Genomic DNA, 26,135 nt, shown 5'->3' on the forward strand with positions numbered 1-26,135 from the left:
CCACCGCGATCATCACGATTAAAGCCACGGCCACCACGACCACCATCACGGCTACCGCCCCGGTCATCACGGCTATAGCCGCGTCCACCGCGATCGCCATCATTGTTCCATCTGCGTTCACCGCGAGAATTTCCTCGCGAATTATGGTTTCTATTGTTATCTGATTGACGATCGTCGTTCACGTGAGTCCTCACAAACTTTACTTCTGCTATCTATAAGTCATATTACGGCAATGCGGCCGTCACAGTGTGCACAGGATTAGGGATTTTCCCCACGTGGCGTACGCCATGAAGTAGCGCGCTGTCCTGCTACCCACGCCGCGACCTGCGTGCGGCGCTGCAAACCCATCTTGGCTAGAAGTGAAGTGATATGGTTCTTCACAGTCTTCTCTGCAACTCCCAGTCGGTCACCAATCTCACGGTTCGACAGACCGTCCCCGATTAGCATCAAAACACGACGCTCAGACGGTGTCAATGAAGCCGTCGGGTCATCACTATCGGCTTTACGCGCCGTAATAGTCCGATCATCTAGAAGGACCTGACCACTCGCAACCTGTCGAACAACGTCGGCAATTTCATTACCCCTCACGTTCTTCAAAACAAAAGCACGAGCTCCTACCTTAAGGCTCTCCGCCACGGCGGTATCATCATCAAAGCTGGTCAGCACAACGGGAAGAGCATCGCATCCCGATTCCTTCAAAGAACGCAAAATATCAATGCCAGTGCCATCAGGAAGCTGTAAATCAACCAAGATTACTTCTGGTTTAACAAGCTGTGCCCGCAACACCGCATCATTCACAGTGCCGGCTTCAGCAACCACTTTCAAATCGTCAGCGCGCTCAATAATTTCCGCGATTCCGCGTCTCACAATCTCATGATCGTCAACAATCATAACTGTGATAGGAGTGTCTGTATGGGGAGTAGTATTATTCACCCTCCTATAATAGCGTTAAGCCACGGAATAAGCGAAAATTTAGACTCCGCGGGGTGGCTTCTGGCAGTGTCGGCAAAAATGATGCGACCTGCCTGCGCTCATGAGGCTTTCAATCTTTCTCCCACACTTTCGGCACTCTGCCCCTTTGCGTCCATAGACCAATAGGTGCTCGCCAAAATCGCCAAATTTTCCGTTCACATCAACATACAGAGCATCAAAGGAAGTGCCTCCATGGGCTAGTGACAGATTCATGATCTCCCGGCCCTGCTCTAGGATTTCAACCACCTGAGCGAGTTTTAAGGAACTTGCCCGGCGCAGACCATGAATGCGGGTCCGAGCCAACGCCTCATCAGCGTAAATATTGCCAAATCCGGAAACTATCTGCTGGTTTAGCAGAACTGATTTAATCGTGGACTTAGATCTACGAATCAGCTGAGCAGCCTTCCGCAAATCTAACTCGGGATGAAATAAATCAACCCCGATGTGAGCAGCAGCCGCAGGGATACGTAAAGGAGGTGCACCATCTTTCAATGTCGGGGCAAACAACTCGATAATCGGGCTGGTATGCGTAGCGCCGAACATACGTTGATCGATGAAACGTACACCGTGATTGGGTGCTTCCGTGGTTTGGGTGCCCTCCGTGAAAGTCAGTCTGACTCTTTCGTGTTTGAGTGCCGCTGAGTCCACTTCTTCGAGTGGTCGCAGCTGCCCAGACATGCCGAGGTGGATAACAATTGTTTGGTCTTTTCGCGACTGCAGCCAAAGGAACTTTCCATGCCGGGCAACCTGGGTAATCTCGAAAGCCCGCGTAGCTTCAAGAAAAGCGGGGACTCCCCCATTTTGGTGACGAAGCATGCGCGGTGCATAGACAGCAGCCTCCTGGATCTGCTGACCCAAAGCTAAGGTTTCTAGCCCACGCCGGACCGTCTCAACCTCAGGTAGCTCAGGCATGCGGGAAGGTCTCCCCAAAAACTCCTGAGCCTGTCAAGACAGGAGCATCAGAAACTTGATACTTTTCACGAATCACCTTTACTGCCACCTCTGCAGCAGCGCGCTCTGCGTGACGTTTGGAAGTGCCCTGCCCCTTCCCGACCTCTATATCATCGACCAGGATGCGAGCCTCAAATACGCGCGCATGGTCAGGGCCAGAACCTGCCACCTCATAGACTGGGCTACCCAGTTTCAAATCGGCGGTCAGCTCTTGCAAAGTGGTCTTCCAGTCGACTGAAGCACCACGTTCAATCGCGTGATCAAGTAAATCACCTAAATGGTGGGTAACAATCTTGCGGGTAACTTCCAGGCCGTGGCACAGATAGGTAGCACCAATCAACGCCTCCACCGTATCCGAAAGGATTGAAGCCTTCTTGGCCCCGCCAGTCTTCTTTTCGCCTCTCCCCAGCAGGATAAAGCTACCCAGTTGTAGGTTCTTGGCCACAATCGCTAGGGCCGCTTGAGAGACAGAGGCAGCCCGCATTTTGGACAGATGTGATTCGGGACGATCTGGATAGGTACGAAAGAGATACTCTGTCACGATGATCGAGAGCACCGAGTCGCCTAAAAACTCCAGCCGCTCATTATGCGGCAAGCCATCATTCTCGTAGGCAAAAGAGCGGTGCGTCAAAGCCATCACCAACAGTTCAGGATCAATCTCTATTCCCCAAGCATCCTCGAGTTTAGTTACCTGAGAAACGGACAGCAACTGCGGCACAGTCATCCTACTTGTTCATCTCCTCAGATGAATCCAACTTCTCCGCAAAAACAGCTAAAGCTGACCAACGCGGATCAATCTCTTCATGAGCATGATCTTCGGGAAGTTTCGCCCAAGGTTCACCGCATACGTCACACAGTCCTTCGCAGTCTGGTGAGCAGAGCGGCAAAGTAGGCAAACCCAAGATTAGCTCATCACGAACGAAAGGTTCCAAATCAATGGAGTCGTTTTCAATCAGATAGAACTCTTCATCTTCCTCAGCTTCAGTAACGACTGGAGAATCAGGATAGAAAAACACGTCCTGCGCATTAAGTGGGGTGCTTCCTCGCACTTCCTCGGCGCAACGCGAGCACAAAGCAGTCCACCCCAGCTCACCCGCAACAGAAACCAACACTCCATCAGTCAAAGACTGAAGCTCCACGCGAATCGGGAAATCCTGATCTAGCCACTGAGCGACTTCAGTAGACCACTCAGCAATCGGGCGAATCTGCAAAGAATGCTCCTGCAGGGAACCAATCTCACGCCCCAGAGACTGCAACGATAAAACGAAAGTATCAGACATAGCTTTCCGGACCTCCACGGTTGAGAAATAGGTTTTCAGACCATCAGCGTACCGCACTGTCGGCAGCTAGGCCGCAGCCAAGCACCAAAGCAGAGGCGCAAAGTAAGCAAGCTTACTCAGAAAACTCCGCTTCAGGCTCATAACCAGAACGGTCAGCCATGCGCTGTTCAATCCGGTCGCGTCCGCCCTCAGCAACCCGGGCAACATCCAAAGCGGCCTGCATCAGATCGTTCATCTTCTCAAAAACGTATTCATTGGCGTTAGTCATCAAACGATCCGCTTCAGTTTCTGCCGCCCGAGTCACCTGCTGACCACGTTCAGTGGCAACCTGCAAGACCTCCTCCGCGGAAATCAGACGCTCAGCTTGAGCCTGCGCGTCAGCAATAATCTGCTCCGCACGGGTATTAGATTCGTTAATCGTCAAATCAGCCTGATTGGTGGCATTCGCCTGAATAGTTTTCGCTTCCTCATTCGCCTCAGCAAGGATTGTTTCAGCACGCACACCAGCATCACGCAAACGCGCATCAGCTTCCTGAGTGGCGCGTTCCAGCACTAGGTCAGCACGGTTAACAATATCGTCGGCGTTCAAAACATCACGCGGCAAGGCTTCACGAATCTGCTCCAACAAATCCAAAACCTGAGCTTTGTTGATTAGAACCGAAGCAGACATGGGCAGAGCACGTGCCTCAGTCACCAAGTCATGCACGTAATCAATCAGCGCCAGCGCAGTTGATTCATCATTCGCAACCGCACCAGTTTCTGCCGTTTCAGTCTCGTAAGACTCCTCGTACTCGCTCATGCTTACCCCCTACTGCTGGTTCAACTTCATTGCGAGCGCTTGCGCGACCCGCTCGGTGGTGAACTCGGATAAATCCACCCCGTAGTGCCCCAATTCTTTCACGATTGACGAGGAAATATGGGAAAGACTCGGCGTTGCGGGCAAATAGAAAGTCTCAAAACCAGAAATCTCCCGATTAACAGTGGACTGGATAGCCTCATGCTGAAAATCAGACGGTCCACGCACGCCCTTCACAATGACCGGATTGAACGACTTATAGCGCTCCACCATCAAGCCCTCCACAATATCCACCCGCACATTCGACAGATGACTGACCGCATCTCGGGCCAGTTCAGCGCGTTCTTCAGCGGTAAACAAGTAGCATTTTTCCGCATTATTAGCGATCGCCAAAATCACGGTGTCCGCCAATGAGGCACAACGGGCAATCACATCGACGTGGCCAAAAGTAATTGGATCATAGCTACCGGGGCAAACAAAAACTGTCATGTTGAGATTCTACCTATTCTTGTATTGCCGAGGGAAGCTCGGCAGCTAATTCCAGATACCACACTGTGGTTTCACCGTACTTTTTCTGATCCAAAACCGAGAGCGCCGCCGGCCAGCTAGGTTCACCGCCGCGCGATGACCGCTCCAACACCAGGACCCCGTGTGGCTCCAGCCAGCCAGCAGCTACCTGAGCGGCAATCGATTCAACCTCTTGAGCAGCCATATCGTAGGGCGGATCAAAGAAAACCACATCACAGCTGTGTGGGCTGCCGGCGAGAAAAGAGGCAGCTGACAGGACATGAACGCGCGCGCCCGCATAACCTAAAGCTTGCACATTTTGCTGGCAGACGCGGGCCGCCTTATGTGATATTTCAACCAAATCCACCTTCCTGGCCCCGCGACTGGCAGCCTCAAGGCCGAGGGCGCCAGAGCCGGCACACAGGTCTACAACCCTAGAATCGTTCAGCAGATTCCAGTGCTCAAGACGGCTGAAGATTGCTTCCCTCACTCGTGAAGAAGTCGGCCTAGTCCCCTGCTGGGGAATTTTCAGTTCCCGACCCTTGTATTGTCCAGCAATAATTCGTGTCATGGTTTTAGCCTAACCTCTCAACGGCATGCGCGCCTATGCACGCAGCAGGTTAGCCTGTTCTGCTTCGTTTAAGCGTAGCTCAATAGCCGCTTTGAGCTGAGGATGTTCTTCCAACTTCGGGTCAGCTTCTACTAGCTGGGTGGCAATCTTTCTGGCCTGCCGGATTAGCTCCCCGTGGTGGCGAACTTTCAAGAATTTCAGACCCGAATGGTAGCCGGCTTGATTATGCCCTAACACGTCACCTTCGGCCCTGAGTTCTAGGTCTTTTTCTGCGAGGATGAATCCGTCTGTGGTTTCAGCGAAGGCTGAGAGTCGTTGCGCTGAGATGGGTGATTCGGTGGCGCGCATGACGGCCATACAGATGCCTGCACGGTTGCCGCGCCCAATCCGCCCGCGTAGCTGATGGAGTTGGGAGAGCCCGAATTGTTGCGCATCCAAGATGATCATCATGGTGGCTTGGGGGTCATCAACACCTACTTCAATCACGGTGGTCGATACCATGATGGGGGTTTTCCCGTTTTGGAAGTCAGCCATTGCTTCGTCTTTTTCGGTGGCGCTCATGCGCCCGTGAAGACTGCCGATTTTATAGCCAGATAGTATGGGCAACTGTGTCAGTTTTGCCAAAGTCGCTTCCACTGAAGCGAGGCTTTCCGCCGCACCCTCGTAGGTTTCCCCGTCTTCTACGGTGTCCGCATCGATTCGCGGGCAGACCACGTAGACGTGTCCGCCGCCTTTGATTTCCTCTGCTGCTCTTTCCCAAACTCGGCCCATCCAGCGTTGGTTTTCGGCGGGGACGAGGAAGGTGGAAACTTCGGCGCGCCCCGCTGGGCGGCTCTCGAGGACTTCTACATCCAAGTCACCGAAAACCGTCATGGCCACGGTGCGCGGAATCGGGGTGGCGGTCATCACCAACACGTGCGGGGTGAGTTCGCCGCGTTCGCGGAGGGTGTCACGTTGGGCGACACCGAAACGATGTTGTTCATCCACGACCACGAGGCCGAGGGATGGTATCTGCACATTCTCTGACAGGAGGGCATGGGTACCCACCACGATCAGAGGTTCCCCCGAGGCTAGCCGGGCAAGGACTCTACGTTTTTCTGCAGCGTTTGCCGATCCGGTCAGTAGTTCCACGCTGGTGGAGGGACCATCTTGAGCTAAAAGTGTCCCACCGTTTGCAAGACGGCCGAGAAGACTCCTCAGTGTGCGGGCATGCTGAGCCGCTAAAACTTCCGTGGGGGCGAGTAGCGCCGCCTGATAGTTTGCATCTACCGCCCGGCACATGGCCAGTAGCGCGACGATAGTCTTTCCAGAGCCCACATCACCTTGGAGCAGGGTCTGCATGGGGTGATCTTTTCCTATGGTAGCGTCCAGTTGCTTCAAAACCGTGCTCTGCGCGGAAGTGAGTTCCCAGGGAAGCTGGCCGCGCAACGCATCGTGGACTCCCCCAGTTTTCGGGGAAAGTACCGGGGCGGGACGCGAATTTGCGCCCACCCGGGCGAGGGCGAGCGCGCTTTGCGTGATGAGGGCTTCATCCCAAGCGAGTCGGCGTTTCGCTGCCAGCCACGTATTCTCGCTGGCGGGATGGTGGAGGTCGCGGAGTGCCTCCAGGGTGGTGCTGAGGTCGTGGGATTTGCGATCTTTGTCGGGGAAAACTTCCGGTATTTCACCTGGTTTCAAGGTTTCGAGGATGGTGTCGACGGCTCTGGCAATCGCCCATGAGGGGAGCCCCGCTACCGCCGGATAGATTGGCACCGGTTTCGCAGCCCGGCTGGCCACTTCTGCTTCACTGAGTTCGCTGGCATCGTCATAGGTGGGATGAGTAAGCTGCCATTGCCCACGGTATTGACTAATTTTCCCAGCGAACATGAGTCTTTGACCGGGAACCAGGTTCTTTCGATGATAGGTCAGGGCACCAGAGTGCTTCGCAAAAAAGGTAGCACTCAAACTACCACTATCGGTTTGGAGCGTCACTGTCAGCATGGCGCCGCGCCGAGCTTTCATAGTGCGTACTTGCGCATCTATAACGTCTGCGATGAAGGTGATTTGGTCTCCCTCGTTCAGCTCACCTAGATCGGTAAGCTGGTCCCATACTTGGAGTCTCCGAGGGGCCAAGTAAAGCAGGTCTAAAGCCGATTCGACGCCCAATTTAGCCAGTTTCTTGGCAGTTGCTGGACCTACCCGACGCGCCACTGGGGCGAGCAAGCTGGTGCCAGCTTCGGGATTGATGAGTTCTCCGACTTGTGCGTTAGTCATAGTTACCAAGTTTGGACGATGATAATGGTGTCCGCTTGATTTCCTTGATAGTAGTGAATGTCCGCGTTTACTCCGGCCAGTTTCGGCAAGCTAGCTTCAAGGGTTTGAAAATCGATGGGATCCATGGTGGCGGGGAGCTGCACTAGCAGATTGTTGAGTCGACTGTAGTCGTCATCTACCAAGAATCCACCGCGAACCGTGTCACGCATCAGCCAACCAGATTGTGAGTCAACCTCTTCACCGCTGAGTTTGAGGTCTGGAATGTCTCGCAAGAAGGGGTCTTTGGTAGTGAAGGAACGCATGGTAGCTTCCGCCTGTTCGAGGGCGTTGTGGGCCAGTTGATAGCGGCTCTCCGGGTCAGCTCCGCGATTGTACGCGCAGGCATGCCGAGCGGCATGAAGCAAGGCCACCTCAGATTCACATTCCGCATGCAAGATGGGCATCTCCGAGCTACCTACGTAGTTGGAGAGCACTTCTTTCACCAAAGCGACGGAAGCTGGATCGCTCGTGAGGATAGTGATGGGAACATCAGTAACCGATTCGAGGAGTCGTTTCAATCTTTCCGTAGAATCAGGATTAAACAGCACATTCACCCCCATTGGCGGCAAATCTCTAACGGTATCTTGGCAACGAGTCAGCGCGATTACGGTGGGACGATGAGCCACTCGGGAAGCAGGCTTATGTAAGGTGACCACATTAGAATTCCCGGCACTACGAGTGGGGTCTTGTTCTGTACCGAGGCTAAGCTCACCTACCGGCGGAGGTGAGACAACCACCAGGTTTCGTCGCTTAGCAAAGTCTGGCACCTCACTGACCGGATCAGAAACCCGATGTACTAGTTTCCAGGTTTCCCAACCGAAAAAGTCGGTCTTACCAACCGCCCAAATCACATCCTTTGAGCGGGTTTGCTGCCGGTATTCAGCTAAGACCCCAGCGGCACCTTCAATCGTTAAAATACAGAAGTTTAGGCGTTGGGCTCGCATGGTGATTGGGGCGGGCCGACTAACACTGGGAAGACGGCTGAGCACCTCATTTGCTGAATCCATCAAGTCACTATCTGAAATGGCGGGCTGGGCTCCTAAAGCTAAGCCGAGGCTTATCATCAAGAAAGCTACCAGATCCGGTTCTAAGCTCAGGTACGCATCTTCAGTCGCAGCTGCAGAGTCTCTCAAGAAATCAGTATCTTCGCTGCCCTGTTCGGGGAGGGATACGGCTGCCAGTAGAGAGTATGACAGCATCGTGAAGACGTCCTCGGCGGTAATGCTGGAGCGTCCGGTTAGGGCAACGTCAGAGGGATGAAGCTGCCGGGGAGAACTGGAGGGCAAAGCAGCCGGCATCTGTTCAATAATCTGCCTGATAGCTTCCGCCAGGGCCACGGGCGTGAGCTCATCTTTCCCCTCACAAGCAGAAGCGAATGATTGGAGCGCCCAAGATAGTCGCATTCCGCTGAAACCAGCCGCAGCCTCAGTCGCAGCGGTGGCCATATCTTCGGTAACGGCGGCTAGGTCTTTGGCGGAATGCTCCGCACCGGCTTGGAGAGCAGCCGCGAGGGGCACGGAAAAACCGGTATCCAGGTTGTGTCGACTCACCCGCGCGTAGGGGGCTAAAATAGGAGCGTACTGGGGGGAATGAATCAAAGCTAAAGCCCTCTGACAGCCGGTTTTTAATTGCGCTGCCGTGAAGTTAGCTGAGATAGTTATTCCTTGGTTCATGGCTATATGATATCGCCTCTCAGGCGTGATAACTCGCACAGCCTTAGCATTTGGGTTTTTGGCTGAAGTGAGCTATTCTAGTCAAGTTGCTTATTCAGGTTATTAACAGATTTCCTTAATGAGCTCACACAAAGTTTTAATTTTCGAAGAGACCAGGAGATCACCGTGGCTGCTGTTTGCGACGTTTGCGGTAAGGGACCGGAGTTCGGCAAGAGTGTCTCGCACTCGCACGTGCGGACCAACCGCCGGTGGAACCCGAATATTCAGCGTGTTCGCGCCGTTGTTAACGGTACTCGCATGCGCTTGAACGTGTGCACTAAGTGCATTAAGAGCGATCGGGTAGAACGCGCCATCTGAGCGCCTTATAGTTCTTTCAACTGTGGCCTAGTGGAAACACTGGGCCACAGTTTTTTGTACGCCCTGTTTTTGGCTTTATCCACATTTTAGAGCGTGAGTAGCTTTCCCCAACCTGTTTGAAGCCGGTTAAACAATGAAGTTTCCCACTAGCATGATGGAAAGATGCAAGTTTACTTTTTTCCTCGCCCACAAAGCGGGCGGCAGAAGATTGACGCTCACAGATTGGGTCCGTTGAGAAGCTTTCGAAGGGGTTTGGCTCTGGTCGCTCTAGTTCTTATTTGTGCGCTTGGCTTTAGCCTATCCCTCCCGTCATCACTTTCTCACGCTACTTCCGGCAGGTTCCAAGCACCCACTCGGCCTTTAGTGATTTCCCGTAATTTCAGCAATCCAGATCAGCCTTGGTTATCGGGAAATCGCGGAGTGGATTTGGTGGTGACCGAGGGCACCCCCGTGTACGCCAGTGGGGATGGGGTCGTCACGGTTGCCAGGGTGATTGTTGACCGGCCGGTGGTAGCAATACGTCATTCACCGCTACTACGCACCACCTACACTCATGTGACCCCCAAAGTGAGCGAAGGTAGCAAAGTGAGAGCCGGGGAGGTGATCGGGGTGGCGCAAGGCGAAATGATCGAATGGGGGGCTAAAACCGGACAGAAAAGCTACCTGAATCCTCTGCTTCTCCTGCTGGGCAGGGCGCGACTGGTTCCCTACGACAGTTAGGCACGCGGGAATGCCTGTAGGTACACTGCCGCGAGGCGTTTTTGGTCCACATGAGTGTAGCGTTGCGTGGTTGCAAGGGACGCATGTCCGAGGAGGTCTTGCACTACTCTCATGTCGGCTCCCCCGCTCAGTAGATGGGTGGCGGCGGAGTGACGCAGGTCGTGTGGGCTGATATCTGGTACGCCGGCAGCTTGAGCGCAGTGATGAACATCTGCTCGCACGGTACGCGGGTTGACTCTGCGGCCACGGCTACCGATGAAGACCGCTGGTTCTTCGGAGTGCACGCCACCTAATAGTGTGGGCCTTGATTTCGCTAGATAGGTATTCAAAGCGTTCAGAGCGGGCAGACCGAATGGGACAATGCGTTCTTTATTGCCTTTACCTAGGACTCTGATGGTGCGGTGTGAGAAGTCTACGGACTCGATATTTAACCCGACTAGTTCGCTAACCCGGATACCTGTGGCATAGAGTAGCTCGCATTCGGTCCAGCGCCGCAAAGCGGTAGCTGCCGCATGTATCTCAGCTGTTTCAGAAGCTGCCGCTGCCTGCCTTTCCGCTGCCTCTTGCGCAGTTGCTAGCAAAATACTAACCTGTTCTCCATTAAGCACCGTGGGCAGATACTGGGCTAGTTTCGGGGTTCTCAGTCTGCCGGTTGGGTCCGATTCGATTAGCTCCTGCTTTACGCACCAGCCGAAGAATGTGCGAGCGGCAGCCGCCTTACGCATCAAAGTGGATCTGGCCTTGCCTTCGGCGCCTAGTTCGGATAACCACAGACGAAGCACCGAGTAGTCGACCTGGCGGAGTTCGACTGCCCCGCACTCGGCGGCAGCGAACTCTAGGCAGTCTTTAATATCGTTCGTGTAGGCGCGAACAGTATGATCACTTAAACCTCTTTGTAGCTGCAGGTATTCCCCGAACTGGGCAACTACCTGGCTACTGGGACTGTTCATCCCTCTATCTTCGCATACTTTACGCCCCTTGCAGGCGAGACCATTGCGCGCCGGTTTGTTTCACTCGTCCGCAAAGTTCAAGTTGTCCAAGAAGACCCAGCGCCTCGTAGGGTGCCAAGCCGGTCGCCACACTAATGCGCTCTGGTGTGATACCGGCCCCGTGTGGCGGCAGTGCGTCATATACTCTGCGCTGGCTGGCAGTCATCTCTCCTGCTTCTGCCGTATCGACACCCGCAATCACATCAGTTTGGAGTAGCGAATACGGTAACAGTGTTTGTGCGGACTGCGCCATCAAATCCACAATGTGTTCACTGCGCGATACGAGGCTTGCCCCGTCGCGAATTAGCTGGTTCGTACCACTCGAGAGTTGAGAGTGAATAGGTCCGGGTACAGCACCAACAGGCCGACCAATTTTGAGTGCAGTTCTGGCCGTATTTAGGGCACCCGAACGGATATTGGCTTCTATCACTATTGTGGTAGCTGAGTAGCCTGCGATGAGCCGGTTACGGGAGAGGAACCGCCATCTTGCGGGCCTAGCTCCTGGAGGGAATTCTGAAACTACTGCTCCGGTTGAGATGATCCGCTGGTGTAGCTCAAAGAGATCGGCTGGATAAAGCCGGTCTAGTCCTCCGGCCATAAATGCTACAGTGTTTCCGTTGGCAGCGAGAGCGCCCTGATGCGCGCATGCGTCTATCCCGAAAGCTCCACCCGATACTATTACGCTACCTGCGCTATTGAGCTCGTAGGCAAAGTCGCGGGCAACTGTTTCACCATAGTTGCTAGCAATCCTCGCGCCGACAATGGACACAGGCATTCCCTGCGGAATCTTCCCCCGCAGCCAAAGACCAATCGGAGCGTCTTCTCCTAGGTCACTGAGCTGCTGTGGCCAGCTAGGGTCTCGTGGGCAAAGGAATCTGATTTCGTGCCTTGCCGCGCCGTCTTCCATCCTCTGTAACTGGCAAGCAGCAGCCCTTGGCTTCCAACGTTCCATAGCGTTTCGTAAGTTATCTGCGGGCAGTTCCAGCTTCTTGGCCAGCAGAGACTGCTGGTCGCGAGAATCCAGAGACCGTGCGCAGACACCGAGCGCCGCCGCCGCACCGTAGGCAGAGATTAGCCGGTAAGCAACCCGGTCTGGAGGTTCTAGGATTGAGCTCCAGATCATTCTGGCTGTAGTTTCGTCATTGACTCCAGGTAGGGCAGAGAATTCATTCTGCTTAAACATAGGTTTTTCCTTGTTGTCTCAGGCTCATTGCGAAGCCAATATCATCTCCGTCAGGGGTGTCGTGGCCACGTGAATCTGCCACGCTCCAAGCCACCTTCAGGACTCTTTCCATTCCTCTCATTGACAGGGAGCCACGGCTAACTCCCCGATGAAGACCAGCCAATAGATCGGCGGTAACTCCTCTCCCGAGGCTTGCGAGGGCAGCCCCGGGGACTTCTCTCATGCTGTTCCAAGGCGTGTCTTTTAAGCGATAGATAGCCCGCTCACGAGCCTCCAGCACCCGTTGCGCCACCTGTTCGGAAGACTCAGGCACGTTGCTGTATTCGAGATCTGCGGCGGTTAAAGGCTCAACAACCACCTGCATGTCGATACGGTCTAAGAGAGGCCCCGAAAGCCGTTGCCCGTATCGGCGTCTCATTGCGACAGTACAAGTACAGGCAACACCTCTTGACATGGCATTACCGCAAGGACACGGGTTAGCCGCCATTACCAGTTGAAAACGCGCCGGATAGTCCACCGAGAGGCGCGAACGAGAAATAGTAACTTTCCCCTCCTCTAGGGGCTGACGCAATGAGTCTAAAGCCCGCGGTGAAAACTCTGGAGCTTCATCAAGGAAGAGCACGCCATGATGGGCTAAAGAGATGAGTCCAGGCTTAGGAACTGGGGCACCTCCGCCAACTAGGGCAGGCAAAGAAGCCGAATGATGCGGGGCAAGGAAAGGCGGGATGTTAATTAGCTTTTGGACAGCCTGCTGAGTGCCAAAAACGGAGTGGATGCTGGTTACCGTCACAGCTTCAGTTTCTGTGAGCGGAGGCATAATAGTCGGCAGGCATTTAGCCAGCATTGTCTTCCCCGCTCCAGGTACTCCCACCATCAGCAGATGATGTCCCCCGATGGCGGCAATCTCCAGTCCCATCCGGGCCAATGTTTGCCCCCTGACCTGACTCAGATCTACAGTATTTTTCACACTGGAGTGCTTATTGTTAGTCTCTGAACTGGATGAGACTGACATATTCACATCGGAGACAAACGCAGCTGATTTGGCCCAAATATTGTGATCAACATTAATCCCACAGTCGTTCAGCAGCTCACCGAGATGGCGGTATCCGCGCACCACAATCCCTGAAACCAAGCGCGCTTCAGGGAGATTAGCAAGGGGAACCACAATCTCCCTGATACCCGTTTCTTTCGCGGCCCGAACCGCGGGGAGCACACCCTTCACTGGATGGAGCGATCCATCCAAACCCAGCTCCCCCAGAAAACCACGTTCTTTCAATAGGTGCATGGGGAATCCGTGCTCAGCCCAAAGCACCGCCACAGCTATGGGTAAATCAAAGCTACTCCCAGTTTTTGGTAGATCTGCGGGAGAAAGATTAACCGTGATTTTCCGTCGACCAATTGGGTACTGGCAACATGATGCGGCTGCTTTCACTCGGTCCTTTGCTTCACGCAAAGCGGCATCTGGCAAACCAACCAGTGTGATGGCTGGGAGCCCCTGAGCGCAGTGTGCTTCCACTGAGACGATTTGTCCTTCTAAACCCAGTAGTGCCACGGTTTTCACTGAGACGACCCGAGACATTAGCCAACGCTCCGAATGAATCTCAGCAAAGCTGGCTGATTTGTACGGACCGCTATCTCAATTACGTCTAGACTCACTAACGACCAATGCTGGTCTTGAGCCTGCAACCAGAGCGCAGCGAGTTTACGCATTCGCTTCACCTTGGTTACTGTCACGGCCTCGGCGCCTGAACCGAATGCGTCAGAGCTCCTCGTCTTCACTTCAATAACAGCGAGATGGCGCCCCTTGCAGGCTACGATATCAATCTCGCCGTTGCGGCAGCGCCAGTTTCGGTCGAGGATCTCCCAGCCGTGATCGGTGAGCATTTGGCAGGCGAGAGACTCTCCCTCGTTGCCAATTTTTTGGTTATGGCTTAGCTCAGCTTTTTGAGGCTCAGGATTATCGAGAGCTGAACTATCGTCTTGGTATTCTTTGTTCTGTTTTGACATATTTTCCTCCTGAGAGCAAGCATGCCAAGGTTAAAGCTATGATTACAAAGAGAAAAATGCCAGGTTGGGGATTAAATTTTTGTGGAAAACTCTGAAAACGACTGACTCTTAGTTAGGCATATCCAGTTCAGATTTGGCGAGTTCCTCCACGTTGACGTCCTTAAAGGTAATCACCCTGACGCTCTTTACAAAACGTGAAGAACGGTAGATGTCCCAGACCCAAGCATCAGTGAGCTCAATATCGAAAAAGACTTCACCGCCGGTCGAACGCGCCTGCACATCAACCTGATTTGCCAAATAGAAACGGCGTTCAGTTTCCACTACATAGCGAAAGAGTGGGACTACATCACGATACTCCCGAAACAGCGCGAGTTCCTGATTGTTCTCGTAGTTTTCTACTTCATCATGACCCATGACGACTCTTTTCTTTGACTATCCGAATAATTGTCTGGTCCGTATTTCACAGGGGTAACTTCCAACTCTGCCTATGATAAGCGCTCACGCCCAGTTTTTGCAGTGCCGCACGGTGCCCGGCCGAAGCATAGCCTTTATTTTTTGCCCAACCATAGCCAGGATCGGGCAAAGCCGCCATGTAGGCGTCGCGGCTTACCTTCGCTACCATCGAAGCCCCCGCAACCACCGCGCATTCACGGTCTCCCTTTACCCTCATATAGACGGGAAGCGGAGAAACCGGCCATTGGTCCTCCGGCCCGGCCCACAAATCTAAAACCTCGGGCGGTGTCAACCAATCATGTGTGCCATCCAAAATGATGGCGGAAGGGAAGATTTCTTGTTCAGCTAAAGCTGTCAAGGCGCGCATACCTGCCCGACGTAAAGCGCGAATAATCCCCACCTCATCGATTTCCGTGGCGGGGCTTGAGGCAACATGGGTCGCCACGGACCAGGTGGCAACCGCCTCAGCTAGCGCACCTCGCTTGCTTGCTGAAACCAGCTTGGAATCAGCTAGGCCCGCTGGCGCTTCCGAGGTATCCCTATCAACTACGCACACGCCCACGCTGACGGGGCCAGCTATCGCGCCGCGTCCTACTTCATCCATACCGAGGACGAGGGGGAACTGCTCAAGCAGTTCCAGTTCATATTCACGACTGGCCAAAAGCATAGGAGCGACGATTAGTTGTGGTCTTGGACGCGAGCGCCAGCTGGAACTGATGAGAACACATCAGAGTAATCGGTCAGCCATTGGATCCTAGAGAAAGGCCAGACCACAGCTACGGCTTTGCCCAAGACATCCGAACGAGGAATTGTGCCGTCCCCCGGATTGTCTTGATGAGCTCGAGAGTCCGCTGAATTGCTACGGTTATCACCCATCACCCAGTACCGGTCTTCCGGCACAGTGACGCTGAACTGTGCAAGTGAGGGAACTACCCCAGATTTAAGATACGGCTCATCAATTTCAGTGCCGTTCACTTCAATCAGTCCTGAGGCATTACAACAGGTAACTGTGTCACCGGGCAAGCCAATCACACGTTTGATTAATTGCTGATGCCCAGGATCTGGGCGCAGGCCGCTCCAAATCAAAGCCTTTTGGAACCAGCCCAGTTCAGGCTGTTCATGCTCACCCAGCCAGTTTCCGGAGTCGTTGAAGACCACAATATCGCCGCGGTTAATCTCGATGCTATCGGGAACCAACTTAGAGGTCAGTACATAGTCGTGAGGCATAATCGTGTTTTCCATCGAACCCGACGGAATATAGTAGCGTTGTACCACCCAGTTATTGAGCATCCCGAGGACCGCTAATGTAACGAATACCACTACGACAAAATCAAGAGCCTGCCGAAACAAACCTGCTTTTTCAGCGTGCTTAGAGTGACGATAACTCGGTCCCCTAAACGCAGAATCTGCCGTCGCTCGGTTGGCTGACGCTGCTTTACTTGCAGGGTTATTTAGCGGCGTATTCTCCACCCGTAGCACCTCTCATCCGTCAAATACCTATCAGTATTGTACACACTGATAATACACGTGTACCCACGGCAAAACCGTGGGTACACAGATGCTTGAAGCTGATTTAAGTTACTTCGCGACGTTATCGCGACGTTCCTTAACTTTAGCTGCCTTACCGTGGCGGTTACGCAGGTAGTACAGCTTAGCGCGACGCACGTCACCGCGGGTAGCAACCTCAATAGATTCGATAGTCGGCGCGTGCAACGGGAAGGTACGCTCAACACCAACGCCGAAGGAAACCTTACGGACGGTGAAAGTCTCGCCGATACCGGAGCCATGACGGGCCAATACAATACCCTGGAACATCTGCACACGAGAGCGGTTACCTTCAACCACGCGCACGTTCACCTTAACGGTGTCGCCGGGGCGGAAATCGGGAATGTCATCGCGCATGCTTGCGGAATCAATAGCATCAAATTTCTTCATTGCATTTCCTTCACATTCAAGCCGCAGGTCTTCAACGTGTAGTTACGGCGCTCTAGTCGCCTGTTTCTCTATTGCTGCCCCTGTATTTGCGAGCCCCCTACGGCAGGTTATCGCACAGTGCAACGACTCTTAATCTTGCCATAAGTTACCGCGTATACCAAGCGATATTTGAGTTGCTTTCGCCACCCTGACCTTAAGAGAGCTGCCGGTAAAACCAGACGCTACGCGGTTCTTCCTGTCCAGGGACCCGCAAGTCAGCATGACGAAGCACTTTCCCCAGGCCCTGCGGGGCCTTCTTCCAACCGCGTTCTTTCGCCCATGCCTGGGTCAGTTTATCCGCAGGCATACGCATCAAAGCAGCAGAAACCCCCAGTTTTTCGGCATATTCTTCTGCCAGAAGCAAGGTGGAGCCGACCAGTTCGTTCTCAGCTCCAAGATCTGGCCTGGCACCAATAATTACGAAGCCGTGCTTTAACGCCTCATGCGGATGTTGCGGGTGAGCCTCCCTCGGACCCCAAATCACGACAGCGGCTGAACGCGATAAGGCTCCACGCTGGTGCGTAAGTTGGAAGCACTGACCTCCAGCGTAGTCCATCTCCTGCAACCTGACTTGTCCCGCATCTGGGCTGACCTGCCAAGCTAAAAGACGCTCACGGTCCAAAACAGAAAGAGAGTCATGCGCCTTACCCCCCGGTTGCAACAAATCTGCACGAACCTGTGCGGTACGCTCCAGAGATTTCAAATGCCGCCACCTAGCCACCGCCTCATGGTCCCCGCTCAGCAGCACCTGTGGTACCTGCGCTCCCGAAAAATCCAAAGGCCGGGTGTAAACCGGATACTCCAGCAGACCGGACTGCCCATGAGATTCTTCCACTAACGACTCCGCGTTGCCCACCACGTCAGGTACCAGCCTGCCGACAGCTTCAATAGCGACCAGGGTGGCTGCCTCTCCCCCATTGAGGACGTAGTCGCCGAGGGAGAATTCGCACAACTCAACTGCCGAGTCCTGAGCGACCAGCTCAGCAAACCGAGCGTCAATCCCCTCATACCTGCCGCAAGCAAAAATCAGCTGATCAGCGGTCGCGAGATTCTCCGCCAGAGTCTGAGTCAAAGGACGGCCAGAAGGAGTCGGAATCATGACCACACGACGCCCCTTTATAGCGCTGCTGTTGAGAACATCGGTCAAGGCCCTGGTCCAGACATCAACGCGCATTACCATCCCTGCACCACCCCCGTAGGGTGAATCATCTACAGTGCGGTGACGGTCGTGGGTCCAGTCGCGCAGATTATGGGCTTTGATGGCGAGGGCGCCACTCTCTTGCGCCTTTCCCATCAAGGAAAGTTCTAGCGAGTCAAAGAACTCTGGGAAAATCGTCAGAATATCAATGCGCACGATTATCCTTCAGCGCCGGTTTCAGCTGGGAAAAGACCGCCGGGCGGGTCTAGCACAATCTTCGCTGCCTCTAAATCAACTTCGGGAACGAGTGCGTGCACGAAAGGCACAGCCACTTCTTCTCCATCCGGGGTCGTGACGAGGAGGCGTTCTTGCGCCAAACCGAACTCTAAGTCCTTCACCACTCCCAAGGTTTTCCCCTCTAAATCAACTACGTCCAATCCGCGTAGCTGGTGAGGGTAGAAACCTTCGTCGTCTTCGTCAGTCTCAGAATCCACGGTAAGTCGCACTCCGCGCAGCGCCTCGGCAGCGTTACGGTCCGTCACCTCAGCGAAAGCAACAATGAATTTAGTACCCTGCTTGCGGAGACCCTGCACGGTTAGGGGACCAACTTCGGCAGGATCGGTATGCAGAACGGAGCCTTTTTCGAAGCGTGTCAGAATCTGGTCAGTGCGCATGTCTAACCGAACATGTCCTCGCAATCCTACTGCGGATCCAATAATTGCCACTGTGACTTCCATTTTGCCTCCTTACTGCTCGTTTATCATACCGCTTCATATGAGAAAAGGCCGAGATCATTTCGATCTCGGCCTTTTCCTAAGTTACCTTTAGCGGTCCGTGTCGATTACGTCAACTCGAACTGCCCCTCTGGTAGAGATGCCATTCATGACGGTACGAAGAGCCTTAGCTACTCGACCGCCACGACCAATCACTCGTCCCAGATCGTCGGGGGCAACCCTAATTTCTAGGAGTTGACCGCGACGAATGTTCTTCCGGGTCACTTCCACAGAGTCGGGATCATCCACGATTCCACGAACCAGGTGCTCGAGTGCGTCAGCCAGCATGATTAGGCCTCCTCTGCGGGGGCTTCTGCCGGCTCTTCAGCTGCTTCTTCAGCGACGGGCTCAGCCGCAGCTTCTTCAGCTACTGCCTTTTCGGCGGCAGCCTTCTCAGCTTCAGCCTTGGCCTTTTCTTCGGCCAGAGCAGCCTTTAGCTTCTCTGCATCCTTAGCAGCTTCTTCCATTGCCTTGGCGGCAGCGGCCTGCTTGGCGGCTTCGTCACGGTATTCCAGACGAGACTCAGTGTTCTTGGCACCTTTGAACTTGGCCCAGTCACCGGTCAGATCCAGCATGTGCTTGACGGCGTCGGAAGGCTGTGCGCCAACACTCAACCAGTACTGCACGCGCTCAGAATCAATGTCGATCAGAGACGGGGTGGTCATCGGGTCATATTTACCTACCTGCTCGATGACGCGGCCATCACGCTTCTTGCGTGAATCGACGACGACGATACGGTAGAACGGTGCACGGATCTTGCCCATGCGCTTCAAACGAATTCGAACTGCCACTTTAGTGGTCACTCCTATGCTTAATCGGGGTGGATTACAAAGTAATTCCGGTGGGTATCGGATTTACTGAGAATCCGTTGTGCCGCGACATGTTCTGAGAGGGGTCCCACATCACGAGTACAGCTAACTATTCTGCCAGAAAACTGCCCGAATAGCTATTTATCGCACCGGCAGGTGCGGTGTCTTTGCTCACTAAGGCGCTTAGAGCTGCCCCAGCATCCGTTTCACGTCATCCGGCAAGTCGTCCAGCGTGGGCGGTCCAGGCTTAGCTGAGGTTGCATTCGGTAGGCCCGGTTGAGTCATTCCGAAGGAGCTACCACCCGTACTCCCCTGTTTCGCTGCTTTCTCCTGCTGCACGCGTTTGGCGGGATTACCGGATTTAACCTTGCGATTCTTTTTAGATTTTTGTTTGCGTTGCTGAACGCGCTTTGACTGTCGTCCACCCGGCATTCCCGGCATTCCCGGAACCCCACCACCATTACCCATCTGCTTCATCATCTTCTGGGCGGCTTCAAAACGTTTCACCAAACTGTTGACGTCCTGCACGCTGGTGCCGGAACCGCGGGCGATGCGGGCACGACGCGAACCATTCAATAGCTTGACATCTGCACGCTCCGCAGGCGTCATAGACTGTACGATCGCCTGAACTCGGTCGATCTCACGCTCATCGAAGTTCTCTAGCTGATCACGAATCTGTCCAGCGCCGGGGAGCATGCCCAGCATCTTTTTCATCGACCCTAGCTTGCGTACCTGTTGCAGCTGTTTTAGGAAGTCATCTAGGGTGAACTTGCCGGCCATCAACTTGTCGGCCAGTTTCTCCTGCTCAGCTGCGTCGAAAGTTTTCTCGGCCTGCTCAATCAGGGTGAGGACGTCACCCATATCCAGGATGCGCGATGCCATGCGGTCGGCATGGAAACGTTCAAAATCTTTGATTCCTTCACCGTTTGAAGCGAAAAGAATCGGGGCTCCGGTGACGCCGCGCACGGACAGTGCCGCGCCACCTCGTGCATCACCATCAAGTTTGGAGAGCACCACGCCGGTGAAGCCAACCCCGTCACGGAAAGCGGTGGAGGTATGTACCGCATCCTGACCGACCATGGCGTCAAGGACGAACATGACTTCGTGAGGATTGATGGCGTCACGAATCTGACGCGCCTGGTCCATGAGGACCTCATCCACGCCGAGGCGACCAGCGGTATCAACAATGACCACATCGTATTTCTCGGTCATGGCGTGGGCGACACTGGTGCGCGCCACCTCTACCGGATCTCCGACTCCGTTACCGGGTTCGGGAGCGAACACGTCGACTCCAGCACGTTCACCAACCACCTGTAGCTGATTAACTGCGTTTGGTCGCTGCAAATCACAGGCCACCAGCAGGACTCGTTTGTTTTGCTCTTTCAGCCAAAAACCGAGTTTCCCCGCCAGGGTGGTTTTACCGGCACCTTGCAAACCAGCCAGCATAAAAACGGTCGGTCCGCGGCGGGCGAAGTGCAAGTCACGGGTTTCCCCGCCCAGCATGTCGATTAGTTCTTCGTGGACAATCTTGATGACCTGTTGCCCCGGATTCAGCGATTTAGATCGCGCCGCACCGTAGGCTTTCTCTCGGACGGTTTGCGCAAATTCGCGCACCACGGGCAGGGCCACATCGGCATCAATCAACGCGCGGCGAATCTCACCTACGGTTTGGTCAACATCAGACTCCCGCAGGACGCCTTTGCCGCGTAACCGTTTAAACGAATCTGTGAGCCGATCAGAGAGCGAATCGTACACGAATACCCCTTATGGAAACTAAAACTTAACCTACTAAGGATAACACCGACCCCAGCTAGGCGATGATGGAGTCAACAAAACTCTCCGGATCGAAAGGTGCCATATCGTCAGCGCCTTCACCCAGCCCCACCAGTTTTACGGGAACACCAAGGGCTTTTTGCACTGATACGACGATGCCGCCTTTAGCGGAACCGTCCAGTTTGGTGAGGATGATGCCGGTCACGTTGGTGACTTCAGCGAAGACCTTTGCCTGCGCCATACCGTTCTGGCCGGTGGTGGCGTCGAGGACGAGGAGGGTTTCTTTAATCTGGGTGCCACGCTCCATAACCCGGCGGATTTTGCCTAGCTCATCCATGAGGGCGCCCTTAGTGTGAAGACGTCCGGCAGTATCAACTAGGACCACATCTGCTTGGGTTTCGAGGCCGTGTTTGACGGCATCGAAAGCTACTGAGGCTGGGTCTGCCCCTTCTTTGTCGGAACGCACGACCTCAACTCCGACGCGCTCTCCCCAGGTCTGTAGCTGATCAGCGGCAGCCGCCCGGAAAGTATCAGCGGCGCCGAGGACAACCTGGTTACCTTCCGCAACTAAAATCCGGGCAAGTTTGCCAACCGAAGTGGTTTTACCGACACCGTTCACGCCTACGACTAAAGCTGCGGCAGCCTGTTTTTGCCCGTCCTCTGCTTCTCCAGGTTCCAGATGGAGTTCGCGGTCTGCGTTGAGGTCAACCAGTTTGAGTAGTTCTTGGCGTAGTACTTCGCGGATTCTTTCGCTGTCGTTATTACCGGACACTTTTACTTCGGTGCGCAGAGCTTCCATGATCTGATCGGTAGCTTCCAAGCCTAAATCAGCACTCAATAAGGTATCTTCGATATCCTCCCAGTCGCTGGCTTTTAAGTCGCCACGAGCAAATACACTCAGGAGTGCTTTACCTAGTGCACCTGAGCTAGCTAGTCGAGCACGCAAACGGGTCATGCGGGAGGAGACTGATTCAGGTTGTTCGAACTCGGGCGCGTCCTGCAGACCTTGTGGTTGCGCTGTTTGGCCGCTATCGCTTTCCGAACTTGGCGACGCAGCTAGCTGAGCTTCACCGCTGTCTGCTTCGGAGGCAGTATCGCGAGAGCTCTTGTACCCAAACCAGCCGGCGATAGCTACTACGACTGCTACCGCGGGTCCCCATACTTCGGGCATGGAAAGAAAATCAATCATCTGTTGCATACTGTTATTCAACCGTACTTTCGGACAGTTTGGCTACCTGTATCGCTGTCAGGGGCCGGTTTATGCTACTTAACACAGAGCTGTCACCAAGGGCACGTCAGTGAGAGCGTTCCTCAAGTCTTTGCGACACAACTTTGGTGACGCCGTCGCGCATGGTGATGCCATAAAGCGCATCTGCAACTTCCATGGTGCGTTTTTGGTGAGTAATCACAATCAGCTGCGAGTTTTCTTTCAGGCGCTTGAAGATTCCCAGCAAGCGACCCAGATTGGTATCGTCGAGGGCGGCTTCGACCTCATCCATTACATAGAACGGGGAGGGGCGTGCCATAAAAATAGCGATTAGCATTGCTACCGCGACAAGGGAGCGTTCCCCACCGGAGAGCAGGGAAAGCCGTGAGACTTTCTTTCCGGCCGGTCTCGCTTCGACCTCAATCCCACTGGAAAGCAAATCTTCCGGTTCAGTGAGGACAAGTCGGCCTCGCCCACCGGGGAACAGTGTGGAGAAGACTTCTTGGAAGGCTTGCGCAGTGTCGTTGAAAGCCGATTCAAAAACCTTTAGGACGTGGTCATCAACTTCATCAACAATCTTGAGAAGATCTTTGCGTGATTGGTGCAGGTCAGCTAGCTGTGTCGTAATGTATTCGTAGCGTTCACTCAGGGCGCGATGTTCTTCTAACGCCAAGGGGTTAACTTTGCCCAATCGCTCCATTCGACGCTGAGCTGCCTCATAGGCGGCTTCAACTTCTGCGACGTTAAACGGTCTAGTTTCCGTCTTTTCATCCTGCTCCGCGCTTGCCGGAGGGGTTTCCTCCTCGGCATCCTCGTCCGGGATGACGGGCGCCCTGAACAGCCATTCTGGCACCGGTTGCTCCGGGCCGTATTGTGCTACGAGAGCCAGCGGCTCCACCCCAAGCTCAAGTCTAGCTGAGCGTTCAGCAGCCGTAACCTGGGCGTTGATTTCGGAACAAGCTACCTCATCTCGGTGGATGCCTTCCAGTAACTCCCCCAGTTTCTGGTTGAAGTTCTCAATTTGGTCACGTAGCCGGCCGACCTGTCCGGCCTGCTCTTGCTGCAGACGGGATACTTCTGCACGAATCGTAACGGCCTGCTGGTAGCTTGCCTCGACACCTTGCAACAAAATTTGGGTTTGTGCGGCGACCGCTTTAGCATGGCTTAGCGCCCGAGTCCTTTTCTTCTCAAGTAACGCTCTGCGGGCCAGCTCACTGCGTTCTCTTTCCGCCGCGCTCAGCAGGGAACGAGTACGCCCTTGAGCCGCAGCTAGTCGTTCTTGCGTGGTGGCCAGCTGCAGTTTAATCTCAGTCTCCTCTTCCCTGATTTGACGCGCCGCCTGGGAGGCCGCCTCCATCGCGGCGCGGGCCTCTTCCACATCTGGTTCGGACTGCTGGTTTTGCTTTTCACCCTGACGGGCTTGCGCCTCTGCCAGTTGTTCTTGACGTAAGGTGGCCTCTGCTTCGGCGCGCTTAGTTGCAGCTTCGGCGCGCTCACACTCGGCTTGGGCCATGCGTTCAGCGGTTTCCAGCTGGGATCGCTGAGCCGCGGCTTCTGCTGCTTTTGCGTCAGCCGCGCGTAAGGCCTTGATCGCCAAGTTGGCTTCCCGAATCGACTGGTCTAGGCTCTGCCTGGCTTGCTCTAGTTGCGCGCCTAAATTGCTGGCTTGTTGCTGTGCTAGGGCGGCTTCTTTTTGGGCGCTCTCATATTCAGCTCGCAGGGCCAGCACGTTCGAACTGTCTTCACCTGCTTGCTGTATCGACCAGCGAGTATGCACGCTACCTTTACTGGTCACCACCTTGTGTACCTGCGGGTATTTATCCAACAGTTCGCGGGCTTGCGAGTCATCCTCGGCGACCGCAATTCCTTGCAAACTTTGCTGCAAGATTTGGGCACTCTCGGGGTCTTGCGTTGAAACCAGGTGCAGTGCCCAGGTAAAGGGGGCCGAGGGCGCGGGAGCAGCTTCGTCAATCATTCGCTCCGCGTCACTCTCAGCGGCACCAAATAGTAGCCTGGCTGCCCCGTTGAATGAGGCCATTACGGTCTGCGCTGCTTGAGCATTCGTAGTCACGCCAGCATCGGTGAAAGGCTGCAAGGCGGCGGCGATTGCTCCCTCCCACCCTTTAGTGACGGTGAAAAGCTTAGAGAGCTGTCCAGTAACCTGCTCATGTTTTAGGAGCTCAGCTGTGACATCATCTGGGACGGTTGCTTGGCTAAGCGCTTCAGCTCGGGCTTGCCAGTGGGAAGCTTGGTTCCGGACTTCACGTTCTTGCGCCAAGAGATCATCAAGCTCTTGACGGGCACGATCACGCCTGGCAATGGCTTCATCGTGGCTTTTAACCGCTTCACCTTGCGCCATAATCTGCACTGGTTGATAGTTTTGCACAGCTTTCTGGGCGATAGCGAAGCGCTCCTGAGCTTCCGCCAGTTCGCGCTGCGCTCGGGTCTTGAGATTCTCTGCCGACTCCAAGCGGGATTTAGCTTGCGCAATATCGCCTTCAAGGCGGGCACGTTGCTCTCGCAGCTGTGAGCGCAGGGTGGAGAGGCGCGCAAATTCGTTCGCGGCGGCTGCTTCCGCAGCATCAAGTTCAGCACGTTTAGTAACGATTTCAGTCAGTTTGAGTCGTGCCCTATCCGTGGTTTCAGACAGTTCATCCTCCAAGGCTTTGGCCGCTTGAGCTTTTTCGTCCAGTACCTTCGGATCAGTACGTGGCGTTTCCTCAGCTTGCGAAAGGTTACGCTCACGCTCTTGAGCAAGTGCCAGCAGGGACTTAGTTCTTTCGAGAACGCCACCCAAGTCAGCTGCTGCTCTTACGGCAGCATCGAACTTGGCTCTGGTACGATTAGCGGCCTGCTCTGCTTCACGCAAGTTTTGTTTAGCCAGTCCAAGTTCCTCTAAAAGGGCGGCTCTGGCAGTCTTGAGTTCTTCCACGTCGCTACTATGGGTGTTGAGCTTAGCCTGCCAAACTGCTAGATCTGCAGCCACTAAACGCGACCGGGCGTCGGTCAGCTGCGCTTGGATACCGGCGGCGCGTCTCGCCGCTTTGGCCTGTCGGGCCAGGGGCCCTAGCTGCCGTTTTAGTTCACTGGCTAAATCTTGCACTCGTGCCGCTTTATCCGACATGGATTCAAGTTTGCGTAGAGCACGTTCTTTACGCCGGCGATGCTTCAAGATACCAGCAGATTCTTCAATAAAGCCACGGCGTTCAACCGGAGTTGCAGACAAGATTGCGTCAAGTTGTCCTTGACCGACAATTACATGCATCTGCTTCCCCATGCCGGTATCGGAAAGGAGCTCTTGAATATCTAGTAGCCGGGCTGGAGTGCCGTTGATAGCGTACTCAGATCCGCCTCCGCGAAACATGGTACGAGTGATAGTAACCTCGGTGTAGTCGATGGGCAGGACACCATCTGAATTGTCAATAGTCAGGGATACTTCTGCTCTGCCCAGCGCAGGTTTTAGGGCAGTACCGGCAAAGATAACGTCAGCCATTTTAGCGCCGCGCAGACTCTTCGCACCCTGCTCCCCCATCACCCAGGTGAGGGCGTCAACGACGTTAGACTTACCGCTTCCGTTCGGACCGACTACTGCGGTGATGCCTGGTTCAAAACGCAACGTGGTAGTGGATGCAAATGATTTGAATCCACGCAAGGTCAACGTTTTGAGATACATGGTTAATAGCTTAACTAAATGTCAACCAAAATAGCCG

26 protein-coding genes are annotated in these 26,135 nt (G+C 54.4%); 2 read left to right on the plus strand and 24 right to left on the minus strand.

What is annotated here, in order from left to right; all coding sequences use genetic code 11:
- Positions 1-258: 258 nt before the first annotated feature.
- The 9 genes from BM477_RS01585 to BM477_RS01625 all read right to left on the minus strand — a co-directional run bounded on the left by BM477_RS01585 (position 259) and on the right by BM477_RS01625 (position 9,042).
- The gene (locus tag BM477_RS01585; protein ID WP_075361189.1) at positions 259-891 is read right to left on the minus strand and encodes a response regulator; all 633 of its coding nucleotides are present in this window, start codon (positions 889-891) and stop codon (positions 259-261) included.
- A gap of 81 nt (positions 892-972) precedes the next feature.
- Positions 973-1,884: a bifunctional DNA-formamidopyrimidine glycosylase/DNA-(apurinic or apyrimidinic site) lyase gene (gene mutM / locus BM477_RS01590; RefSeq protein WP_075360939.1), complete on the minus strand. Its 912-nt coding sequence runs from the start codon at positions 1,882-1,884 to the stop codon at positions 973-975.
- Positions 1,877-2,647, minus strand: coding sequence for a ribonuclease III (rnc, locus tag BM477_RS01595; protein ID WP_075360940.1), 771 nt, complete (start codon positions 2,645-2,647; stop codon positions 1,877-1,879). The genes mutM and rnc overlap by 8 nt, the downstream gene beginning before the upstream one ends.
- A gap of 1 nt (position 2,648) precedes the next feature.
- Positions 2,649-3,260, minus strand: coding sequence for a YceD family protein (locus BM477_RS01600; RefSeq protein ID WP_084543639.1), 612 nt, complete (start codon positions 3,258-3,260; stop codon positions 2,649-2,651).
- Positions 3,261-3,315: 55 nt separating this feature from the next.
- The gene (locus tag BM477_RS01605) at positions 3,316-4,002 is read right to left on the minus strand and encodes a V-type ATP synthase subunit E family protein (protein ID WP_075360941.1); all 687 of its coding nucleotides are present in this window, start codon (positions 4,000-4,002) and stop codon (positions 3,316-3,318) included.
- 9 nt (positions 4,003-4,011) lie between these two features.
- Positions 4,012-4,488, minus strand: coding sequence for a pantetheine-phosphate adenylyltransferase (gene coaD, locus BM477_RS01610; protein ID WP_075360942.1), 477 nt, complete (start codon positions 4,486-4,488; stop codon positions 4,012-4,014).
- Positions 4,489-4,501: 13 nt separating this feature from the next.
- Positions 4,502-5,077 (minus strand): 16S rRNA (guanine(966)-N(2))-methyltransferase RsmD, encoded by a 576-nt coding sequence (gene rsmD / locus BM477_RS01615; RefSeq protein WP_075360943.1) that lies wholly within the window; start codon positions 5,075-5,077, stop codon positions 4,502-4,504.
- A 33-nt stretch (positions 5,078-5,110) separates the two neighbouring features.
- The gene (locus BM477_RS01620) at positions 5,111-7,330 is read right to left on the minus strand and encodes an ATP-dependent DNA helicase RecG (RefSeq protein WP_245792807.1); all 2,220 of its coding nucleotides are present in this window, start codon (positions 7,328-7,330) and stop codon (positions 5,111-5,113) included.
- A 2-nt stretch (positions 7,331-7,332) separates the two neighbouring features.
- A complete protein-coding gene (locus BM477_RS01625) occupies positions 7,333-9,042 on the minus strand; it encodes a DAK2 domain-containing protein (protein ID WP_075360944.1) in 1,710 nt (569 codons plus the stop codon).
- A 165-nt stretch (positions 9,043-9,207) separates the two neighbouring features.
- Here BM477_RS01625 and rpmB point away from each other — a divergent pair, with 165 nt between their 5' ends.
- On the plus strand, positions 9,208-9,399 hold the full coding sequence (gene rpmB / locus BM477_RS01630; protein WP_075360945.1) for a 50S ribosomal protein L28: 192 nt from the start codon (positions 9,208-9,210) through the stop codon (positions 9,397-9,399).
- 363 nt (positions 9,400-9,762) lie between these two features.
- Positions 9,763-10,119 carry a M23 family metallopeptidase gene (locus BM477_RS08430; RefSeq protein ID WP_187337391.1) on the plus strand — a complete coding sequence of 119 codons (357 nt, stop codon included), beginning with the start codon at positions 9,763-9,765 and terminating at the stop codon, positions 10,117-10,119.
- Here BM477_RS08430 and BM477_RS01640 read toward each other — a convergent pair.
- From BM477_RS01640 to smc, 15 genes are all read right to left on the minus strand, one after another.
- Positions 10,116-11,069, minus strand: coding sequence for a tyrosine recombinase XerC (locus tag BM477_RS01640; protein WP_075360946.1), 954 nt, complete (start codon positions 11,067-11,069; stop codon positions 10,116-10,118). The genes BM477_RS08430 and BM477_RS01640 overlap by 4 nt on opposite strands.
- Positions 11,070-11,088: 19 nt before the next feature.
- The gene (gene dprA / locus BM477_RS01645) at positions 11,089-12,291 is read right to left on the minus strand and encodes a DNA-processing protein DprA (protein WP_075360947.1); all 1,203 of its coding nucleotides are present in this window, start codon (positions 12,289-12,291) and stop codon (positions 11,089-11,091) included.
- Positions 12,284-13,870 (minus strand): YifB family Mg chelatase-like AAA ATPase, encoded by a 1,587-nt coding sequence (locus BM477_RS01650; RefSeq protein ID WP_075360948.1) that lies wholly within the window; start codon positions 13,868-13,870, stop codon positions 12,284-12,286. Before BM477_RS01650 ends, dprA begins: the two co-directional genes overlap by 8 nt.
- Positions 13,870-14,298 (minus strand): YraN family protein, encoded by a 429-nt coding sequence (locus BM477_RS01655; protein WP_075360949.1) that lies wholly within the window; start codon positions 14,296-14,298, stop codon positions 13,870-13,872. Before BM477_RS01655 ends, BM477_RS01650 begins: the two co-directional genes overlap by 1 nt.
- 108 nt (positions 14,299-14,406) lie before the next feature.
- Positions 14,407-14,712, minus strand: coding sequence for a DUF2469 domain-containing protein (locus BM477_RS01660; RefSeq protein ID WP_075360950.1), 306 nt, complete (start codon positions 14,710-14,712; stop codon positions 14,407-14,409).
- Between the two features lie 46 nt (positions 14,713-14,758).
- A complete protein-coding gene (locus tag BM477_RS01665) occupies positions 14,759-15,418 on the minus strand; it encodes a ribonuclease HII (RefSeq protein ID WP_075360951.1) in 660 nt (219 codons plus the stop codon).
- Between the two features lie 11 nt (positions 15,419-15,429).
- Positions 15,430-16,101, minus strand: a complete 672-nt coding sequence (lepB, locus tag BM477_RS01670; protein ID WP_143230171.1) for a signal peptidase I — start codon at positions 16,099-16,101, stop codon at positions 15,430-15,432.
- 228 nt (positions 16,102-16,329) lie between these two features.
- Positions 16,330-16,686, minus strand: a complete 357-nt coding sequence (rplS, locus tag BM477_RS01675; protein ID WP_075360953.1) for a 50S ribosomal protein L19 — start codon at positions 16,684-16,686, stop codon at positions 16,330-16,332.
- Between the two features lie 193 nt (positions 16,687-16,879).
- Positions 16,880-18,079 (minus strand): tRNA (guanosine(37)-N1)-methyltransferase TrmD, encoded by a 1,200-nt coding sequence (gene trmD / locus BM477_RS01680; RefSeq protein ID WP_075360954.1) that lies wholly within the window; start codon positions 18,077-18,079, stop codon positions 16,880-16,882.
- A 2-nt stretch (positions 18,080-18,081) separates the two neighbouring features.
- Positions 18,082-18,600 carry a ribosome maturation factor RimM gene (rimM, locus tag BM477_RS01685; RefSeq protein WP_075360955.1) on the minus strand — a complete coding sequence of 173 codons (519 nt, stop codon included), beginning with the start codon at positions 18,598-18,600 and terminating at the stop codon, positions 18,082-18,084.
- Positions 18,601-18,687: 87 nt separating this feature from the next.
- Positions 18,688-18,924 carry an RNA-binding protein gene (locus BM477_RS01690; protein WP_075360956.1) on the minus strand — a complete coding sequence of 79 codons (237 nt, stop codon included), beginning with the start codon at positions 18,922-18,924 and terminating at the stop codon, positions 18,688-18,690.
- Positions 18,925-18,926: 2 nt separating this feature from the next.
- On the minus strand, positions 18,927-19,427 hold the full coding sequence (gene rpsP, locus BM477_RS01695) for a 30S ribosomal protein S16 (RefSeq protein ID WP_075360957.1): 501 nt from the start codon (positions 19,425-19,427) through the stop codon (positions 18,927-18,929).
- A gap of 201 nt (positions 19,428-19,628) precedes the next feature.
- Positions 19,629-21,200 (minus strand): signal recognition particle protein, encoded by a 1,572-nt coding sequence (gene ffh / locus BM477_RS01700; RefSeq protein ID WP_075360958.1) that lies wholly within the window; start codon positions 21,198-21,200, stop codon positions 19,629-19,631.
- 55 nt (positions 21,201-21,255) lie between these two features.
- Entirely contained in the window at positions 21,256-22,416 is a 1,161-nt protein-coding gene (ftsY, locus tag BM477_RS01705; protein ID WP_084543641.1) for a signal recognition particle-docking protein FtsY, read from the minus strand.
- A gap of 97 nt (positions 22,417-22,513) precedes the next feature.
- Entirely contained in the window at positions 22,514-26,098 is a 3,585-nt protein-coding gene (smc, locus tag BM477_RS01710; protein WP_075360959.1) for a chromosome segregation protein SMC, read from the minus strand.
- Positions 26,099-26,135 lie beyond the last annotated feature (37 nt).

Origin of the sequence: Boudabousia marimammalium (genome assembly GCF_001936115.1) — a bacterium.
GTDB classification, from domain to species: domain Bacteria; phylum Actinomycetota; class Actinomycetes; order Actinomycetales; family Actinomycetaceae; genus Boudabousia; species Boudabousia marimammalium.

What these genes read in the sequence shown, in the direction of transcription:
- BM477_RS01585 (WP_075361189.1), bottom strand. Translation starts at nt 891, where the DNA reads ATGATTGTTGACGATCATGAGATTGTGAGACGCGGAATCGCGGAAATT.
- mutM (WP_075360939.1), bottom strand. Translation starts at nt 1,884, where the DNA reads ATGCCTGAGCTACCTGAGGTTGAGACGGTCCGGCGTGGGCTAGAAACC.
- rnc (WP_075360940.1), bottom strand. Translation starts at nt 2,647, where the DNA reads ATGACTGTGCCGCAGTTGCTGTCCGTTTCTCAGGTAACTAAACTCGAG.
- BM477_RS01605 (WP_075360941.1), bottom strand. Translation starts at nt 4,002, where the DNA reads ATGAGCGAGTACGAGGAGTCTTACGAGACTGAAACGGCAGAAACTGGT.
- coaD (WP_075360942.1), bottom strand. Translation starts at nt 4,488, where the DNA reads ATGACAGTTTTTGTTTGCCCCGGTAGCTATGATCCAATTACTTTTGGC.
- rsmD (WP_075360943.1), bottom strand. Translation starts at nt 5,077, where the DNA reads ATGACACGAATTATTGCTGGACAATACAAGGGTCGGGAACTGAAAATT.
- BM477_RS01620 (WP_245792807.1), bottom strand. Translation starts at nt 7,330, where the DNA reads ATGACTAACGCACAAGTCGGAGAACTCATCAATCCCGAAGCTGGCACC.
- BM477_RS01625 (WP_075360944.1), bottom strand. Translation starts at nt 9,042, where the DNA reads ATGAACCAAGGAATAACTATCTCAGCTAACTTCACGGCAGCGCAATTA.
- BM477_RS01640 (WP_075360946.1), bottom strand. Translation starts at nt 11,069, where the DNA reads ATGAACAGTCCCAGTAGCCAGGTAGTTGCCCAGTTCGGGGAATACCTG.
- dprA (WP_075360947.1), bottom strand. Translation starts at nt 12,291, where the DNA reads ATGTTTAAGCAGAATGAATTCTCTGCCCTACCTGGAGTCAATGACGAA.
- BM477_RS01650 (WP_075360948.1), bottom strand. Translation starts at nt 13,870, where the DNA reads ATGTCTCGGGTCGTCTCAGTGAAAACCGTGGCACTACTGGGTTTAGAA.
- BM477_RS01655 (WP_075360949.1), bottom strand. Translation starts at nt 14,298, where the DNA reads ATGTCAAAACAGAACAAAGAATACCAAGACGATAGTTCAGCTCTCGAT.
- BM477_RS01660 (WP_075360950.1), bottom strand. Translation starts at nt 14,712, where the DNA reads ATGGGTCATGATGAAGTAGAAAACTACGAGAACAATCAGGAACTCGCG.
- BM477_RS01665 (WP_075360951.1), bottom strand. Translation starts at nt 15,418, where the DNA reads ATGCTTTTGGCCAGTCGTGAATATGAACTGGAACTGCTTGAGCAGTTC.
- rplS (WP_075360953.1), bottom strand. Translation starts at nt 16,686, where the DNA reads ATGAAGAAATTTGATGCTATTGATTCCGCAAGCATGCGCGATGACATT.
- rimM (WP_075360955.1), bottom strand. Translation starts at nt 18,600, where the DNA reads ATGGAAGTCACAGTGGCAATTATTGGATCCGCAGTAGGATTGCGAGGA.
- BM477_RS01690 (WP_075360956.1), bottom strand. Translation starts at nt 18,924, where the DNA reads ATGCTGGCTGACGCACTCGAGCACCTGGTTCGTGGAATCGTGGATGAT.
- ftsY (WP_084543641.1), bottom strand. Translation starts at nt 22,416, where the DNA reads ATGCAACAGATGATTGATTTTCTTTCCATGCCCGAAGTATGGGGACCC.
- smc (WP_075360959.1), bottom strand. Translation starts at nt 26,098, where the DNA reads ATGTATCTCAAAACGTTGACCTTGCGTGGATTCAAATCATTTGCATCC.